Here is a 15,796-nt window from a genome sequence, read left to right as displayed (position 1 = left end):
CGAGCAGCGGCACCTTGGCCCACTCGATCGTCACGCCGAGCCCGGCGCCGCGCGCCATTTCGAGGGCATGGCCGGCCAGGCCGAAGCCGGTGACGTCGGTGATCGCGTGCACGCTGTCCATGTCGGCGAGCGCCATGCCGGGCGTGTTGAGGCGGGTCGTCGTCTCGACGAGCTGCCGGTAGCCTGCGGCGTCGAGAGCGTTCTTCTTCAGCGCCGCCGATAGCACGCCGACGCCGATCGGCTTGCCGAGGATGAGCACATCGCCGGCCTTGGCGTCGGCGTTGCGCTTGACCTTGGACGGGTGCACGAGGCCCAGCACCACCAGGCCGTAGATCGGCTCGACCGAGTCGATGGTGTGGCCGCCGGCGATGGGGATGCCCGCTTCGGCGCATATCGATTCGCCGCCGCGGATGATCTGGCCTATGGTTTCCAGCGGCAGTTTGTTGATCGGCATGCCGACCAGGGCCAGCGCCATGATGGGCGTGCCGCCCATGGCGTAGACGTCGGAGATGGCGTTGGTGGCGGCGATGCGGCCGAAGTCGAACGGGTCGTCAACGATGGGCATGAAGAAATCGGTGGTGGCGATCAGCGCCTGTTCGTCATTGAGCTTGTAGACGGCGGCGTCGTCGGCGGTCTCGATGCCGACCATCAGTTCCTTCGGCACCGGGAAGCCGGTCGAATTTTTCAGGATCTCGGCCAGCACGCCGGGCGCGATTTTGCAGCCGCAGCCGCCGCCGTGCGAAAAGGAAGTCAGCTTGATGGTGTCGTTGCTCATATGGGTATCCATTCTGTCATGTGGTGCCGGTGGGGGCCGGGCGATGTAGCAGATTATCCACTAACTCCAGCAAAGCCGCTTGTTCGGCGGCCGGCGCGAACAGCGGCGCGCGCTCCGCGCACTGGGTCCGCAGCAGCGCCTCGAAGGCGGCGTCGGTCAGGGCGCGGTCGATCAGGCGCGCCAGCGCGGCCGCGTCGCCGGGCGGGAAGTAGCCGGCGTAGTCGGCGCCCAGCATGCCGCGATTGCCGCCGATGTCGCTGGCCAGCACCGCCACGCCGCTGGTGACGGCTTCGATGATGACGTTGGCGCCGCCCTCCATGTGCGACGTCAGCGCCATCAGGCGGCAGCGCTTGAGGCGCTGGCGCGTGGCCGCGTGGGGCAGGGCGCCCAGCCACCGGTAGCGCGGCGTGGCCGCTTGCGCGCCCAGCGCGGCGCTCCGCCATTGTTCGTCGAGCGCGCCGCCGATGTGCAGCAGGCGCGCCTGCGGCGCCGTCACCAGGGCGGCCGCGCGCATGAACGTCAGCGGATCTTTTTCGGCGCGCAGATGGCCGACCATGCAGACGTCGGCGTGGCGCCGCAACGCTGGCGGCGGCGCCTTCAGCGTGGCGGCCGACTGGAAAATCACGTGGGTCTTGGCGCGCAGCGGCGGCGCCAGTTCCGCCATGCCGTCCGCTTGCAGCAGCACCAGCGCGACCGCCTGCCGCAGCGAGGCCTGGGCGCTGGCGTCATCGTGGATGTCGCGATACAGGTCGGTGCCGGTCAACAGCAGCACGGTGGGCCGCTGCGGGAACGCGGCGCCGAAGGCCGCCAGCGACGGCGCCGAGCGCCGCGCGTGCAGCGCGATCAGCAGGTCGGGCGCGTCCGATGGCGCCGTGCGCCTGCTCGTGCGCGCATGCACATCGGCGTTCGCCTCCGCGTCCGCATTCGTGTCCGCCATCGGCCACTGCTGCGTCACCGTGACCCGGTAGCGGGCGCGCAGAAAATGCGCCCAGCGCTTGGCGCTCTGCCAGTTGCCATTGTTGGCCTTGGCCGACGCCGGGCTGACGATGCAGATGTGGGGAAGCTTCACTGTGGCCATCAAAATTCGCTACAATCGCGGTATGAGTTCAAACTACGCTTCCTTTCGTCATGCCCGGCCTATGCAACTGGCGCAAGCGCTACAGGATGCGCGCGATTATACGCTGGCCCTGTTCGAGCGCTACGCCGCCGCCGGCCTGGACGTGTCGTCGCGCGTGCCGCAGCTGCGCATCGTCAACCCGCCCTTGTGGGAACTGGGCCACACCGCCTGGTTCGCGGAATGGTTCATCCTGCGCGAAGCGGCATCGAGCCATCCGGCCGACGCGCTGTATCACTCGCTGCTCAGCCGCGGCGACGACTGGTTCGATTCCAACACGGTGCCGCACCGCAGCCGCTGGACGCTGGACCTGCCCAGCACCGGCGCGCTGAAAACCTACTGCCACGAAGTGCTGGACCGCGTGCTCGACAAGCTGTCGCGCGAACCGAACGACGACCTGGCGCTGTATCCCTACCGCCTGGCGCTGGCGCACGAAGACATGCACGGCGAAGCCTACCTCTACACCTTGCAGACCCTGGGCCTGGAAGCGCCGCCGCAGCTGACGCACGACGAGCAGGTGCTGTTCCGGCCGTCCGAGATCGCCTTCCCCGGCGGCCTGCTGGAACTGGGCAGCGCCGGCGACGGCTTCGTGTTCGACAACGAGCGCGGCGCCCATCCCCGTTACGTGGCGCCGTTCACCATCGATGCGGGTCTGGTCACGAACGCCCAGTATGCCGATTTCGTCGCCGACGGCGGCTACGACAACCGCCAGTTCTGGAGTCCCGCCGGCAGCGCGTGGCTGATGCGGCAGGAACGCTCGGCGCCGCGCTACTGGCAGCGCGACGGCGCCCAGTGGCGCACCGTGCGCTTCGGCCAGTTGCAGACCCTGGCCGGCGCCGAGCCGGTACGCCACATCAACCTGTACGAAGCGCAGGCCTACTGCGCCTGGGCCGGCCGCCGCCTGGCCACCGAGGCGGAGTGGGAATACGCGGCCCTGGCTGGCCATCCGGCGTTCCGCTGGGGTCAGTTGTGGGAGTGGACGGCGTCGCCGTTCGAGCCGTATCCGGGCTTCGTCGCGGACCGCTACCGCGAATATTCGGCGCCGTGGTTCACCACCCACCAGGTGCTGCGCGGCGCCTCGTTCGCCACGCCGTCGCGATTCGGCTCGGCCAAGTTCCGCAATTTCTTTCCGCCCGAACGCGACGACATCTTCGCCGGCCTGCGCACCTGCGCGTGGCCGCGCTGATTTTGCGCCGGTCCTGCCCTGACCCGGATTGATGAGAATAGGTCGTTTCCAATGAAAAGCGCACCGGGCTTGGGGCCAGATGCGCTTCGTTAAACTTGTGTTGCGGCATGATTAGCTGCGTTCGCGGGCCTTCTTCGGCTGTTCGCCGCGCGTCATCTCACGACGGACGGCGGCAACGGCACCGGTCAGCGGCGCGAAGTAGCGGCGCAGACTCAGCTTCAACATGCGAATGGCGTAGCCATCGGTATCGAGCTTGATGTTTGGAGGGCTCATGTCAGATGCCTTTCACATAATGCAGGCCGGAAGCCAGCAGAGAGACACAGAATAACACCAAATCGAAGATCAGCAAGCCGTGCGCGGTGAACTGCAGTGCTTCGACCGTGAAGGACGTGACGCCCAGCGTGGCGATCCAAGTCGACAGCAGGTCCAAGCCCACTGCCGCCCCAGCGATCACGAGGAAGAACAGGACGTTCAGCACAAGGTGGACGATCTGGTCGATGATCGTGGTCTTTTGCTTTGGCTCCGGCGGCGGTGTAGAGGAGGGCGTGCCAATGGCGGGCTTGCTCATGGGTTTCCTTGTGCTGGCTGAAATGAACTCCGTTGTCGACGGCGAAAAATTTATAAGCTGCCATGATAATGCATCTGCTATGCTTTTCGGCGGGGATTTTCTCGACCCGATAGCCGACTCCATATACTGAAAGCAGATTTATGAAACTGAAGCACCTCGCGCTCGCCGCCGCCGTGGCGGGCCTCTTAGCCGCCGCGCCGTCCCACGCCGATACCGCCGCCGCCGCCCCGCACGTGGTGGCGATCCGCGCCGGCAAGCTGGTCGACGTCGTCGCCGGCACCGTGTTGAAGGACCAGACCATCATCATCACCGGCGAGCGCATCACGTCGGTCGGCCCGACCGCGTCGGCCAAGGTGCCGGGCGGCGCCGAGGTGATAGACCTGTCGGCGCAGACCGTGCTGCCCGGCCTGATCGACATGCACACCCACCTGACGTCCGACCCTTACCTGAGCGGCTACAATTCGCTCGGCGTGTCCGACATCCGCGCCGCGCTGTACGGCGCGCGCTCGGCCCGCGTGACGCTAAACGCCGGCTTCACCACCGTGCGCAACGTCGGCGCCGACGGCTTCGGCGACGTCGCGCTGCGCGACGCCATCGACGACGGCGACATCCCCGGCCCGCGCATGCGCACCGCCGGCTACGCCATCGGCATCCAGGGCGGCCACTGCGACAACAACCTGCCGTCGGTCGACTTCCACTACACCAGCCCCGCCGTCGCGGACGGCCCGTGGGCGGCGCGCGCCAAGGTGCGCGAGATGGTCAAATACGGCGCCGACGTCATCAAGATCTGCGCCTCCGGCGGCGTGCTGTCGAAGGGCGATACGCCCGGCGCCCAGCAATACACGCTCGAGGAGATGCAGGCCATCGCTGCCGAGGCCCATAAACTCGGTCGCAAGGTGGCGGCCCACGCGCACGGCGCCAGCAGCATCCGCGACGCCATCCTGGCCGGCATCGACTCGATCGAGCACGCCAGCCTGATCGACGACGAGGGCATCAAGCTGGCGCGCGAGCATGGCACCTACCTGGTCATGGACATCTACGACGACGATTTCATCTTGCAGGAGGGCGCCAAGTTCGGCATGCTGCCCGAGTCGATCGTCAAGGAAAAGGCGCTCGGCCAGCTGCAGCGCGATAACTTCCGCAAGGCCCACGACGCCGGCGTGAAGATCGCCTTCGGCACCGACGCCGGCGTCTACCCGCACGGCGACAACGCCAAGCAGTTTTACTATATGGTCAAATACGGCATGACGTCGATGGAGGCGATCCAGGCCGCCACCGTCAGCGCCGCCGACCTGCTGGGATGGCAGGACAAGGTCGGCTCGATCACGGCCGGCAAATACGCCGACATCATCGCCGTCAAGGGCGACCCGGTCGCCAACGCCGCCGAACTGACCAAGGTGGACTTCGTGATGAAGGGCGGCGTCGTCGTGCGCCGCTAGGCCGCGCCAGGCCGTTTCGCGCCGCCGGTTGCGCCGGCGCTTGCCGCGCGCCGCGCGCTTGCCCGGCGGCCCGGCGACCCGCCCGATAAAATCTCCTTGTGCGCGCGCGCGCTTGGCGCTTATGCTAGGCGCCTCTGCAAACGGGCGGCACAAATAGGAGATAGGCGATGCGGTGCCTGGTGATTGAAGATGAGGTGGACACGTCGCGTTATATCTGCAAGGGCTTGCGCGAGGCCGGCTACACGGTCACCGCCTGCGCCGACGGCGAGCAGGGGCTGGACCTGGCCTGCGGCGCCGACTGGGACGTCATCGTCATGGACCGCATGCTGCCGGGCCGGGTCGACGGCCTGTCCATCGTCGAGAAGCTGCGCCGCAAGGACCGGCAGACGCCGGTCATCATCGTCAGCGCGCTGACGAGCATCGACGAGCGCGTGCTCGGCCTGCGCGGCGGCGCCGACGATTACGTCTCCAAGCCGTTCGCGTTTTCCGAGCTGCTGGCCCGCATCGAGGCGCTGCTGCGGCGCGCCGCGCCGGGCCAGGACGGCACCCAGTTGCAGGTGGCGGACCTGAGGCTGGACTTGCGGGCCATGCGCGTGACGCGCGACGGCCGCGTCATCGCGCTGCAACCGCGCGAATACCGGCTGCTCGAATACCTGATACGCCACGAAGGCCAGGTCGTCACCCGCACCATGCTGCTCGAGGCGGTGTGGGATTATCACTTCGACCCGCAGACCAATGTGATCGACGTCCAGATCAGCCGCCTGCGCACCAAGATCGACAAGGATTTCACGCCGATGCTGATCCACACGCTGCGCGGCGTCGGCTACCGGCTGTCGGCCAGCGCGCCGGACGCGGGCGGCTAGGCGGTGTTCAAGCTGCGCGGCTCCATCGCGGCCAAGCTGGTGCTGGGCTACGGCTTGCTCGGCACCGCGTCCATGGTCGCCGTGTCGGCCGTGTTCTATGTCGGCACCATCGGCGTGCTCGATCAAAATATCGACGGCAAGATCGTGGCGCTGTCGGACCGCCTGATCGAGCAGCACCAGTCGCTGTCGGGGCGCGACCTGGTGCGCGAAGTGAACCGCCAGCTGAGCGACGGCATCGACAGCGACCGCGAGATTTTCCTCGTCACCGGCGCCGATGGCCGGCGCCTGGCCGGCAACCTGACGTCGTGGCCCTCGCTGACCGGGGCCGGCGACAGCGACGCGCTGCTGACCCATGCCGTGGTGCGCGACGGCGCCGTGACGACGGCGCGCCTGTACCTGCGGGCCTTGAGCGACGGCGGCATGCTGGTGGTGGGGCGCGACCTGAGCGAGCAGGATGCCATCCGCAGCCTGGTGTGGCGCGCGCTGGGCACCGGCGCGGCCGTGTCGCTGCTGCTGACGATCTTGGGCGCGGCGCTGTTCCGCGCGCAGATCGCGCAGCGCCTGGGCGCGATCCGCCGCACCGCCGAATTGATCGAGGCCGGCGACATGAGCCGCCGCATTCCGGCCAGCGGCGACGATGAATTTGGCCTGCTCAACCGCGACATCAACCGCATGCTGGACCGCATCGAGCTGCTGATGGACGGCATACGCCACGTCTCGAACGCCATCGCGCACGATTTGCGCACGCCGCTCAGCCGCATACGCGGCAAGCTCGATGAGGCGCTGCGCCATCCGACGGTGGAGGAGTTGGGCGAGGCAGCGCACGAAGCCATCGGCCATATCGACGATTTGATCCGCCTGTTCGAGCGCCTGCTGCAAATCGCCGAAGCCGAATCGGGCGTGCGCGCGCAGCTGTTCGACAGCGTGGACTTGAACACCATCGCGCGCGACATGGCCGAGATGTACGACGCCAGCGCCGAAGCCTCGCAAGTGCGGTTGACGCTGGCGCTGGCGCCGGCCGCCCAGGTGCACGGCGACCGCAACCTGCTCGCCAGCGCCGTCGCCAGCCTGCTCGACAACGCGCTCAAATATGCGGGCGCCGGCGCCGCCATCGAGCTGAGCACGGCCAGCGCGCCGGGCACGGTGTCGATCGCCGTGCGCGACAACGGCCCCGGCATCCCGGCCGGGGAGCGCGGCAAGGTCACGCAGCGCTTCTACCGGCTCGACAAAAGCCGCAACATGCCCGGCAACGGCCTCGGCCTGTCCATCGTCAGCGCCACGGCGACGCTGCACGACGGCGTGCTGACGCTGGAGGACGGCGCGCCCGGGCTGATCGTGCGCATCACGCTGCCGGTCGGCGCCGACGCCGCGGCCGGTTGATGGCATAGTCGCGCGCCCGCAGCCGCGTCCCCGCGCCCGCCAACCTTTCCGATTTGTAATGTAAGCGCAATGTCGCGGCAAGGTTCGCTGTCTTACACTCCGTGCGCTGCCACCGTTTTGCAAGCCATCTTTTCGCGATCCCGGCTGTTTTCCGGGCGCCCGGTCCGATGGCGGCGCGATTTTCCAGACACTGTCGGCTGCCCGGCTCGACGAGGGCAAACTCCGGCTGCCCGAACCCCACTGCGTGCAAACTTGCAAAATTATCCAGAAGTTGGCGATGCGATATCGCCGCCAGATCGGCCCGACGACGGCAGCGCCCCCGGGGCGGCGCACCGGATGGCGCTGCCGGCCAGCCCACGGCGCCGGGCGTCGCGGCGGTTTTGGGGCGGGGCTCAACCCCTTGCCGATATCTCGGCTAAAATACGGGCAATTCCCGGCGTGCCGACTCCTTTCCAGCCAGTCATGGAGGATGGGGTGGTGCAGGCGCGGTCGGGCGTCAAGGGAGAGATCGCTGTCGGCATTTCCGGCCCAGGGCTGGATGTGACGACGCAAACGGGCGATCAAGTGGCATCCATCCTGAACGGCATCGCCGCGATCAAGGTCGGCGGCGGGCTAACCGACATCGATATCGTGAACGACCGTGGCCGCAACGCGCGCCTGGGCGTCGGCGTCGCCGCTATCAATACCGTAATCGAGACCGCGCCGGCCGGCGGCACCGTCGACACTGGTCACGAAGGTGGCGGGCGCTTCGATGTCGCGTTGCGCCGGCGGCAGCGTTTGCGCCCGCCGGCCGACCTGCTTGGACACACGCGCCGGACCCGGATTGGGATTACAGTCAAGACCGGCCCGGCGCGCAGAATAATTTTTTGAGGTTATAACATGCACGACTTAAGCGACATCGCCCATTGGCTCGAAAGCCATCAGACCCACCACGAATCGTCGGTCAACGAGACGCTGCCCGATCCGACTTTCATCACCGGTGGCGAGAGCGTCGTTTCGTTCAGCACCAATAATTATCTGGCGCTGGCCAACCATCCGCGCCTGGTGGCGGCGGCCAAGTCGGGCCTGGACCGCTACGGCGTCGGCAACTGCGAGTCGCGCCTGCTGGGCGGCGACCTGGAAGTGTACCGCGAGCTGGAACGCCGCCTCGGCGCGCTCAAGCACAAGAGCGACGCGGTGCTGTTCGTGACCGGCTACATGACCAATATCGGCGTGCTGTCGTCGCTGGTCAAGGCCGGCACGCTGGCGCGCCTGCACGGCTACCGCGCCAAGAAGCGTCACAAGTACGCTTATTATTCGGACGAATATAACCACATCAGTATCCGCGAAGGCATACAGATGTCGGGCGCCGAGCGCCATAACTATCGCCATTGCGACATGAACCACCTGGAGTCGCTGCTCAAGGCGGCCGACGGCACCACGCCCATCATCGTCAGCGACGGTGTGTTCAGCATGGAAGGCACGATCGCGCCGCTGCCCGACCTGGTGGCGTTGGCCGAAAAATTCGGCGCCATTTTGTACATCGACGACGCGCACGCCACCGGCATCCTCGGCGAGCATGGCGGCGGCACGTCGGAACACTTCAATTGCTACAGTCCGAACATCATGCAGATGGGGACGCTGAGCAAGGCGCTCGGTTCCATCGGCGGCTTCGTCGCCGTCGACCGCGAGATCGCCGACGTGATCCGCCTGACCAGTTCCGCCTACGGCTTCACCTGCCCGCCGCCGCCGGACCAGGCGGCGGCCCTGATCGCGGCGCTCGACCTGCTGGTCGAGGAACCGGAACGGCGCCAGCGCCTGTGGGACAACCAGCGCTACTTCATCGAGAAGATGCAGCCGCTCGGTTATCAGATCATTTCGACGGCCACGCCTATCGTGCCGGTGCTGATCGGCGACGCCGAACAGTGCCGCCTGCACGCGCGGGAGCTGCGCAAGGAAGGCGTGCACGTCGACGCGGTCCAGTTCCCGGCCGCGCCGCTGGGCCAGGCCCGCTTGCGCTTTATGATGAACGCCGGCCATACCCATGCGCAGATCGACCACGTGGTCAGCGTGATGGGACGTCTGGCCGGCCGCATCTAAAGACCGCGGCGACAAACAAAAACGGCGTTGCGGAAAAATCCGCAACGCCGTTTTTTTATGCCGTTTTCATGGCCTCAACGCCGGATATCACCAGTCGTCGCTGCCGCCACCGCCACCGCCGCCACCGCCGCTGTTGTCGTCCCACGACGAGCTGTCGTTGGCGCCGAAGTCGTTGCCGCCCATGTCGTCGTTGGCCAGGCGGTCATCGCGCACCGGAGGCGGCGGCTCGTAGCCGGGCTGGTAGCCGCCGCGATCGCGGTCGCCATCGGTGAAGTGGTGCATCAGCGCCTCGCCGGCGACGATGCCGGCGCCGACCGCCGCGCCGGTCGCCAGACCGCCGACGATGCCCGAACCGATGCCGCCGCCCTGCATAGGCTGGCCGTAGCCGGGCGCGTAGCCGCCCTGCATGGGCTGGCCGGGGCCGTAGCCGGCGCCACCGCCGCCCATGCCGGTTGGACCATAGGCCACCGTGGTCGGATTGCGGCGCGCCATGAAGCGCGACACGACCACGATGAACGCCACCAGCAGCAGCACCAGGATGACGATGCCGCCCATGCCGCTACCGTGCGACGGCGCCGGCTGCGTGTAGACCGTGGCCGGGCGCGGCGCGTAGGCGCTGCGGGTTTGCGCCGGCGTGGCGTGGAAGCTGGCGATCAGCTGGCGAAGGTTGGCGACGGCGCCGGCTTTTTCGCCGGGTAGTCCGGGCGCCAGCTTGTCGGCCGTGTTCAGTTCCGCTTCGGCGGCCGAGATCTTGCCTTGCTTGGCCAGCAGTTCAGCTTCGACGAAGTGCGCCTTGCTGCTGTTGGGATGGTCGCGCAGCACCTGGTCCATCATCGCTTGCGCTTCGGTGAATTTGCCCGCTTCGGCCGCCAGATAGACATCGTGCATGGATGGATCGGCGCCTGCCGCGAAGACGGGGGCGGCCAGGGTCATCGCGGTAGCCAGCAACGTGGCTCGGATGAGGGATGTTGAAATCATGGTCTATCTCCTGTGAAAGGTACTCGTTACGTGGGGCAGTGTAAATGAAATCACAAGGCGTGAGCGCGCAATTTAACCAGGCCTTAATTTAGTCACCCCCTCGGCGGCGCCATGATGCGAAGGCCGCCGCCATTGAAAAAGGGGCCGCGGCCCCTTGATGTTGCGCCAGCCTGCTGCCAGGCTGGAAATCAGACGTGAATCAAGCGCGCTTGCGGCGGCGCGCCATGAAGCCGACCAGGGCCAGTCCGGCCGCCATCATGCCGTACTGTTCCGGCTCCGGCACGGCGCCGGCGATGCCGACGTTGAAGCCATAATAGTTTTCGGCCTGCGGATTGGTCCACGACAGGCTGGTGTAAGTGCCCAGGAATTGCACGGTGCCGTTGCCTTCCGTGCCAAAGACGGTGTTGCCGCTGACCGTGATCGGGCTGCCGTTATATTCGGCGCTGGGGCCGCCGCTGACGAACAGCGGCGTGGCGTTGCTGAACACGAAACTGGCCGTCGAACCGCCTTGACCCAGGCTCCAGATGGCCATCACCGGATTGATGACCGCCGTCGAAAACGTGATGGTGTTGACGGTGTTGTCGCCGCCTATCAGCTTGATCATGCCGTTGGCGCTGGTCGGCGCATTGGCGACGATGGTGCCGTCGGCGAAGGTGGTGGCGGGCGTATAGCTCGGATACATGCCGGCCAGGCCGTCGTTGGCGCCGGTGTAGCTCACCGTCACCGGGCCGATGGTGCCGGCGGCGGTCGTTTGCCAGGTGTTCCAATCGATGGTGGCGGCGTGGGCGGCGCCGGTGCAGGCCAGGGCGAGGGCGAATGCGAGAGCTTTTGAGCGCATGGAAATCTCCTTTTATTGTTGGAAGTCGGTATTAGTTAGCATAGCCCGGCAGTGGGCGAAGTCAATCATTATAAATGCATTATCGTCAAGTTACGTTGTTTTTTGGAAATTTATGTTGCGCGGCGCGGACAGGCGGTCGCGCGCGCGGCGGCCACGGCGCGGCGGCCATCGCGGCCTTCGATTCTGGACTTATAATCTTGCTGACTTCTTCACATTGAAAGAACCACATGACCGCCCGACTGCTCTGCGCCACGCCGCTGCCGCCCGCCATCGCCGAACGCGCGCGCGCCGAATTCGACGCCATCACCTCGCAAGACCACCAGCCCACCGTGGCCGAGGCCATCGCCGCGCTGCGGGCCGAAGCCGGCTTGCAGGCGATGCTCATTTCCAGCCGCATCCGGCTCGACGCCGCCGCCGTCGCCGCGCTGCCGGCGCAGCTCAAGCTGATCGCCTGTTACAGCGTCGGTTATGAACACGTCGACGTCGCCGCCGCCAAGGCGCGCGGCATCGTCGTCACCAACACGCCGGACGTGGTCAGCGACGCCACCGCCGACATGGCGCTGCTGCTGATGCTGGGCGCTTGCCGGCGCGCGCGCGACTACGCGGCCATCATGGAGCGGGGCTGGCGCCAGCGCTACGGCCTCGGCGACATGCTGGGCCTGGACTTCAGCGGCAAGACGCTGGGCATCATCGGCATGGGCCGCATCGGCCAGGCGGTGGCGCGGCGCGCGCGCGGCTTCGGCGTGAAGGTGCTGTATCACAACCGCCGCCGGCTGGCGCCGGAGCTCGAACAGGGCGCCACCTATTTCGACGACGTGCGCGCCATGCTGCCGCACTGCCAGATCCTGTCGCTGCACGCGCCGGGCGAGCGCGCGCTCGACGGCTATGTCGACGCGGCGATGATGGCGCTGCTGCCGCGCGGCGCGGTGCTGGTCAACACCTCGCGCGGCTTGCTGGTGAACGAGGACGACTTGATCGCCGCGCTGCAAAGCGGCCAGCTGGCCGCCGCCGGACTCGATGTGTTCCGCGCCGAGCCGGAGTACGACCTGCGCCTGCGCGAGCTGCCGAATATCTTCATGATGCCGCACATGGGCACCGCCACCGTCGAGACGCGCGACGCCATGGGCCACCGCGCGCTCGACAACGTGGCCGCCGTGCTGGCCGGCGCGGCGCCGCGCGACGCCGTGTAATCAGGCGGCGCCGCTGCCATCGTCTTTCCTGTCCAGGCGCGCCCGCGTCACGGCGGCGACGTCGCGCAGCCACGGGCGCGCCTGCCAGTGGGTCCGCTGGAAGGCCTCGATTTCCGGCGTCAGCGCCAGCGTGGCGCCTATCATGTCCAGCCCTTCGAGGAACATGCGCCGGTGCCGTTCCGACAGCGCGAACGGCAGCTCCACGCGGTGGCTGCGCACCACCATGCGTTCGACGTCGATGGTGACCGCGGCCGTCGCCGGATCGGCCACGTCGGCCAGGATGCGGGCGATGTCGGCCGCGTCCAGCATGACCAGCAGCAGCCGGTTGTTCATCGCGTTGCTGTAAAAGATTTCGCCGAAACTGGGCGCGATCACGGCCTCGATGCCGAATTGCTGCAAGCCCCAGACGGCGTGCTCGCGGCTCGACCCGCAGCCGAAATTGCTGCCGCCGACGAGTATCGTGGCGCCCTGGTAGCCCGGCCGGTTCAAGACGAAATCGGCGCGCGGGCGGTGATCGGCGTCGAAGCGCAAATCGTACAACAAGCCTTGCGCCAGGCCGGCCTTGTCGATGCCGCGCAAGAATTGCTTGGGCATGATCTGGTCGGTGTCGAGGTTGGGCGTCGGCAGCGGCGCGGCGATGCCTTCGATCAGTTTAGCGTCAGACATGGGCGGCCTCCAGTTGGCGGACGTCGGTGATATGGCCGGTGATCGCGGCGGCGGCGGCCATCGCGGGACTCATCAAATGGGTGATGCCACCGCGGCCCTGGCGGCCCTCGAAATTGCGGTTGGTGGTCGAGGCGCAGCGCTCGCCCGGCGCCAGCACGTCGTCATTCATCGCCAGGCACATCGAGCAGCCGGGCTGGCGCCATTCGAAGCCGCTGGCCATCAGCGCGTCGGCGATGCCTTCTTCCTCGGCCTGGCGGCGCACGGCGCCCGAACCCGGCACCACCATCGCGCGCACGCCCGGCGCGACCTGGCGTCCCTTGACGATGGCCGCCACCACGCGCAGATCCTCGATGCGGGCGTTGGTGCAGGAGCCGATGAACACGCGGTCGATGGCCAGGCCCTCCATCGTCATGTCGGCGCGCAGGCCGGTGTAGCTCAGCGCCTGCTCGGCGGCGGCGCGGGCGCTGGCGTCGGCCGCGTCGTGCGGCGCCGGGATGGTGGCGGTCACCGGTATCGCCTGATCGGGACTGGTGCCCCAGCTGACGTAGGGTGCGACGAGGGCGGCGTCGAAGCGGTGCTCGGCGTCGAAGCGGGCGTCGGCGTCGCTGCGCAGCGCGGCCCAGTCCATCAGCGCGGTGTCGGCGTGGGCGCCGTCGGCGATGTCGGGCGCGCGTTCGAGCACGTAGCGGATCGCCTTGTCGTCGGGCGCGATCAGGGCGCCGCGCGCGCCCGCTTCGACCGCCATATTACATAAGGTCATCCGCGCCTCGACCGACAGCGCGTCGATCGCGCCGCCCTGGAATTCGACGGCATAGCCGCGCGCGCCCTGCGCGCCGATGCGGGCGATGATGTGCATGATGAGGTCTTTCGCGGTCGAACCGGCGGCCAGCACGCCGTCGACGCGGATGCGCATGTCCTGCGCCAGCCGGTAGACCAGCGTTTGCGTCGCCAGCACGTGCTCCACTTCCGAGGTGCCGATGCCGAAACCGAGCGCGCCCAAGGCGCCGTAAGTGGTCGTGTGGCTGTCGCCGCACAGCACCACCATGCCGGGCCGTATCATGCCCAGTTCCGGCGCGATCACGTGTTCTATGCCTTGCAGCGCGTCGTTGGTATCGAACAGCATGATGCCGTATTCGACGCAGTTGCGCGCCAGGTTGGTGGCCTGCAAAGCCGACGGCGCATCCTCGATGATGCGCAAGCGCACCGGATGCGTGGGGATGATGTGGTCGACCACCGCCATCTGCTGGCCGGGCACGGCGACCGCGCGCCGCGCCGCCTTCAGGCCGGCGAAGGCCTGCGGGCTGGTGTACTCGTTCATGATGTGCAGGTCCGCGTACAGCAGCACGTTTTGCGCGTCGAGCCGCGTCACCGTGTGCGACGCGACCAGTTTTTGATACAGGGTGTGGGACATGGCTACTCCGTGATGTCGTCTTGGGAGGAAGTGTAGTTGATGCGCTTTGAATTCAGAATACAATCTGGCTTCATCCATTCATTAATTAAATTTACTAATGAGTCTTCACCAATGAGCCGCGTATCGGACCTCGAATTTTTCGTTCAACTCGTCAAGCACGGATCGCTGGCGGCGCTGGCGCGCGAGCAGGGCGTGACGCCGCCGGCCATTTCGACCCGCCTGGCGCAGATGGAAAAGCGGCTCGGCGTGCGGCTGCTGAACCGCACCACGCGCCGCCTCAGCGTGACCCATGAAGGCGAGGTGTATCTGGCCACGGGCGGGCGCCTGCTGGCCGAACTGGAGGAGCTCGAACAAATCGTCTCCAGCAGCCGCGGCGTGCCCAAGGGCCTGTTGAAGGTGAACGCCACCTTCGGCTTCGGACGGCGCCACATCGGGCCGGCCATCGTGCAGTTCGCGCGGCGCTATCCGGCCGTGCAATTGCAGCTGGAACTGACGGACCGCTCGATCAACCTGGCCGACAAGGCCTTCGACATCGGCATCTGGTTCGGCCCCGTGCCCGATTCGCGCATGGTGGCGCGCAAGATCGCGGGCAACCGCCGCTTCCTGTGCGCCGCGCCGAAATATCTGGCGGCGGCCGGCACGCCGCGCACGCCGCGCGATTTGCAGACGCACCAGTGCATCGTGCTGTGCGAAAGCGACGCCGCCTACAACACGTGGGCGCTGACGAACGGCGCCAAGCAGGAATCGGTGAAGATACGCGGCGGCCTCAGTACCAACGACGGCGAAACCGGCGTGCTGTGGGCGCTGGAGGGGCTGGGCATCCTGATGCGCTCGGAATGGGACGTGCACGCGCACCTCGATACGGGCGCGCTGGTCGCGGTCTTGCCGGACTGGGTGCTGCCGGCGGCGGACGTGTACGCGGTCTATCCCCAGCGCGCCCATTTGTCGGCCAAGGTCAGTGTGTTCATCGATTTTTTGACGGAGTGGTTTGCGGGGCAATGAGTTTCGCCGGCGGCCGGCGGTGAGTGAAATAGCTTGGACTGGTCATCAGGAGTGGCAGCGCACGCAATCGAAAATGCTATTATTGCCAGATTAATATTGTCTTGAGAAAGATGGGCGCTCCATGAAGATCAAATATATTTTCAGTCATGTGCTTTACTTCGCTACGTTAAGGGCACCTCTAGAAACCTATCCTGCCGTTCGCAGGTTCGGTAAAATTCTGGCATCAGCCCGCGACCAATGAATACCACAATGATGAAGCCCCGGATCAGCCTGTTTGCCGAACATGAACGCGAAGACCGTCGTACCA

The 15,796-nt window shown here is 66.9% G+C and carries 16 protein-coding genes; 8 read left to right on the top strand and 8 right to left on the bottom strand.

Going from position 1 to position 15,796, the window contains the following annotated elements:
• On the bottom strand, positions 1–775 hold a 775-nt coding region (gene selD / locus Q0S71_RS21720), incomplete at its 3' end, for a selenide, water dikinase SelD (protein WP_296000348.1).
• 16 nt (positions 776–791) lie between these two features.
• Complete coding sequence (senB, locus tag Q0S71_RS21715) at positions 792–1,853, bottom strand: selenoneine biosynthesis selenosugar synthase SenB (protein ID WP_296000346.1); 1,062 nt, start codon at positions 1,851–1,853, stop codon at positions 792–794.
• A gap of 22 nt (positions 1,854–1,875) precedes the next feature.
• Between senB and senA the strand changes: the two genes are divergently transcribed.
• Entirely contained in the window at positions 1,876–3,075 is a 1,200-nt protein-coding gene (gene senA, locus Q0S71_RS21710; RefSeq protein WP_296000344.1) for a selenoneine synthase SenA, read from the top strand.
• Positions 3,076–3,186: 111 nt separating this feature from the next.
• Here the strand turns inward: senA and Q0S71_RS21705 are convergent, their stop codons facing one another.
• Positions 3,187–3,348, bottom strand: coding sequence for a hypothetical protein (locus Q0S71_RS21705; RefSeq protein ID WP_296000341.1), 162 nt, complete (start codon positions 3,346–3,348; stop codon positions 3,187–3,189).
• A gap of 1 nt (position 3,349) precedes the next feature.
• A complete protein-coding gene (locus Q0S71_RS21700; protein ID WP_296000338.1) occupies positions 3,350–3,643 on the bottom strand; it encodes a hypothetical protein in 294 nt (97 codons plus the stop codon).
• Between the two features lie 140 nt (positions 3,644–3,783).
• Between Q0S71_RS21700 and Q0S71_RS21695 the strand changes: the two genes are divergently transcribed.
• The 5 genes from Q0S71_RS21695 (at position 3,784) to Q0S71_RS21675 (ending at position 9,404) form a co-directional block, all read left to right on the top strand.
• Positions 3,784–5,082 carry an amidohydrolase family protein gene (locus tag Q0S71_RS21695; RefSeq protein ID WP_296000335.1) on the top strand — a complete coding sequence of 433 codons (1,299 nt, stop codon included), beginning with the start codon at positions 3,784–3,786 and terminating at the stop codon, positions 5,080–5,082.
• Positions 5,083–5,249: 167 nt separating this feature from the next.
• Complete coding sequence (locus Q0S71_RS21690) at positions 5,250–5,945, top strand: response regulator transcription factor (protein WP_296000332.1); 696 nt, start codon at positions 5,250–5,252, stop codon at positions 5,943–5,945.
• Between the two features lie 3 nt (positions 5,946–5,948).
• Positions 5,949–7,325 carry a HAMP domain-containing sensor histidine kinase gene (locus Q0S71_RS21685; protein ID WP_296000329.1) on the top strand — a complete coding sequence of 459 codons (1,377 nt, stop codon included), beginning with the start codon at positions 5,949–5,951 and terminating at the stop codon, positions 7,323–7,325.
• 252 nt (positions 7,326–7,577) lie between these two features.
• Entirely contained in the window at positions 7,578–8,195 is a 618-nt protein-coding gene (locus Q0S71_RS21680) for a hypothetical protein (protein ID WP_296000327.1), read from the top strand.
• Positions 8,196–8,204: 9 nt separating this feature from the next.
• A complete protein-coding gene (locus tag Q0S71_RS21675; protein WP_296000326.1) occupies positions 8,205–9,404 on the top strand; it encodes a pyridoxal phosphate-dependent aminotransferase family protein in 1,200 nt (399 codons plus the stop codon).
• A gap of 87 nt (positions 9,405–9,491) precedes the next feature.
• Here Q0S71_RS21675 and Q0S71_RS21670 read toward each other — a convergent pair whose 3' ends face one another.
• Positions 9,492–10,382 carry a tetratricopeptide repeat protein gene (locus Q0S71_RS21670; RefSeq protein WP_296000322.1) on the bottom strand — a complete coding sequence of 297 codons (891 nt, stop codon included), beginning with the start codon at positions 10,380–10,382 and terminating at the stop codon, positions 9,492–9,494.
• Positions 10,383–10,581: 199 nt separating this feature from the next.
• Complete coding sequence (locus Q0S71_RS21665; RefSeq protein ID WP_296000315.1) at positions 10,582–11,220, bottom strand: PEP-CTERM sorting domain-containing protein; 639 nt, start codon at positions 11,218–11,220, stop codon at positions 10,582–10,584.
• 227 nt (positions 11,221–11,447) lie between these two features.
• On the opposite strand from Q0S71_RS21665, the gene Q0S71_RS21660 reads away from it, so the two are divergent.
• Positions 11,448–12,410, top strand: a complete 963-nt coding sequence (locus Q0S71_RS21660; RefSeq protein ID WP_296000310.1) for a D-glycerate dehydrogenase — start codon at positions 11,448–11,450, stop codon at positions 12,408–12,410.
• On the opposite strand, the gene leuD is transcribed toward Q0S71_RS21660, so the two are convergent.
• Together leuD and leuC are read right to left on the bottom strand one after the other, a co-directional pair.
• Positions 12,411–13,076, bottom strand: coding sequence for a 3-isopropylmalate dehydratase small subunit (leuD, locus tag Q0S71_RS21655; RefSeq protein ID WP_296000308.1), 666 nt, complete (start codon positions 13,074–13,076; stop codon positions 12,411–12,413).
• Complete coding sequence (gene leuC / locus Q0S71_RS21650) at positions 13,069–14,487, bottom strand: 3-isopropylmalate dehydratase large subunit (protein WP_296000305.1); 1,419 nt, start codon at positions 14,485–14,487, stop codon at positions 13,069–13,071. The genes leuD and leuC overlap by 8 nt, the downstream gene beginning before the upstream one ends.
• Before the next feature lie 111 nt (positions 14,488–14,598).
• Between leuC and Q0S71_RS21645 the strand changes: the two genes are divergently transcribed.
• On the top strand, positions 14,599–15,489 hold the full coding sequence (locus Q0S71_RS21645) for a LysR family transcriptional regulator (RefSeq protein WP_296000303.1): 891 nt from the start codon (positions 14,599–14,601) through the stop codon (positions 15,487–15,489).
• Positions 15,490–15,796 lie beyond the last annotated feature (307 nt).

Source organism: Rugamonas sp., assembly GCF_025354735.1.
In the GTDB taxonomy this organism is placed as follows: Bacteria; Pseudomonadota; Gammaproteobacteria; order Burkholderiales; family Burkholderiaceae_D; genus Rugamonas.
This window is presented reverse-complemented; position numbering and strand designations above follow the sequence as displayed.

Excerpts from the sequence above, each read along its gene's own strand:
- senB (WP_296000346.1), bottom strand. The coding sequence starts at position 1,853 with ATGGCCACAGTGAAGCTTCCCCACATCTGCATCGTCAGCCCGGCGTCG.
- senA (WP_296000344.1), top strand. The coding sequence starts at position 1,876 with ATGAGTTCAAACTACGCTTCCTTTCGTCATGCCCGGCCTATGCAACTG.
- Q0S71_RS21705 (WP_296000341.1), bottom strand. The coding sequence starts at position 3,348 with ATGAGCCCTCCAAACATCAAGCTCGATACCGATGGCTACGCCATTCGC.
- Q0S71_RS21700 (WP_296000338.1), bottom strand. The coding sequence starts at position 3,643 with ATGAGCAAGCCCGCCATTGGCACGCCCTCCTCTACACCGCCGCCGGAG.
- Q0S71_RS21695 (WP_296000335.1), top strand. The coding sequence starts at position 3,784 with ATGAAACTGAAGCACCTCGCGCTCGCCGCCGCCGTGGCGGGCCTCTTA.
- Q0S71_RS21690 (WP_296000332.1), top strand. The coding sequence starts at position 5,250 with ATGCGGTGCCTGGTGATTGAAGATGAGGTGGACACGTCGCGTTATATC.
- Q0S71_RS21675 (WP_296000326.1), top strand. The coding sequence starts at position 8,205 with ATGCACGACTTAAGCGACATCGCCCATTGGCTCGAAAGCCATCAGACC.
- Q0S71_RS21670 (WP_296000322.1), bottom strand. The coding sequence starts at position 10,382 with ATGATTTCAACATCCCTCATCCGAGCCACGTTGCTGGCTACCGCGATG.
- Q0S71_RS21665 (WP_296000315.1), bottom strand. The coding sequence starts at position 11,220 with ATGCGCTCAAAAGCTCTCGCATTCGCCCTCGCCCTGGCCTGCACCGGC.
- Q0S71_RS21660 (WP_296000310.1), top strand. The coding sequence starts at position 11,448 with ATGACCGCCCGACTGCTCTGCGCCACGCCGCTGCCGCCCGCCATCGCC.
- leuD (WP_296000308.1), bottom strand. The coding sequence starts at position 13,076 with ATGTCTGACGCTAAACTGATCGAAGGCATCGCCGCGCCGCTGCCGACG.
- leuC (WP_296000305.1), bottom strand. The coding sequence starts at position 14,487 with ATGTCCCACACCCTGTATCAAAAACTGGTCGCGTCGCACACGGTGACG.
- Q0S71_RS21645 (WP_296000303.1), top strand. The coding sequence starts at position 14,599 with ATGAGCCGCGTATCGGACCTCGAATTTTTCGTTCAACTCGTCAAGCAC.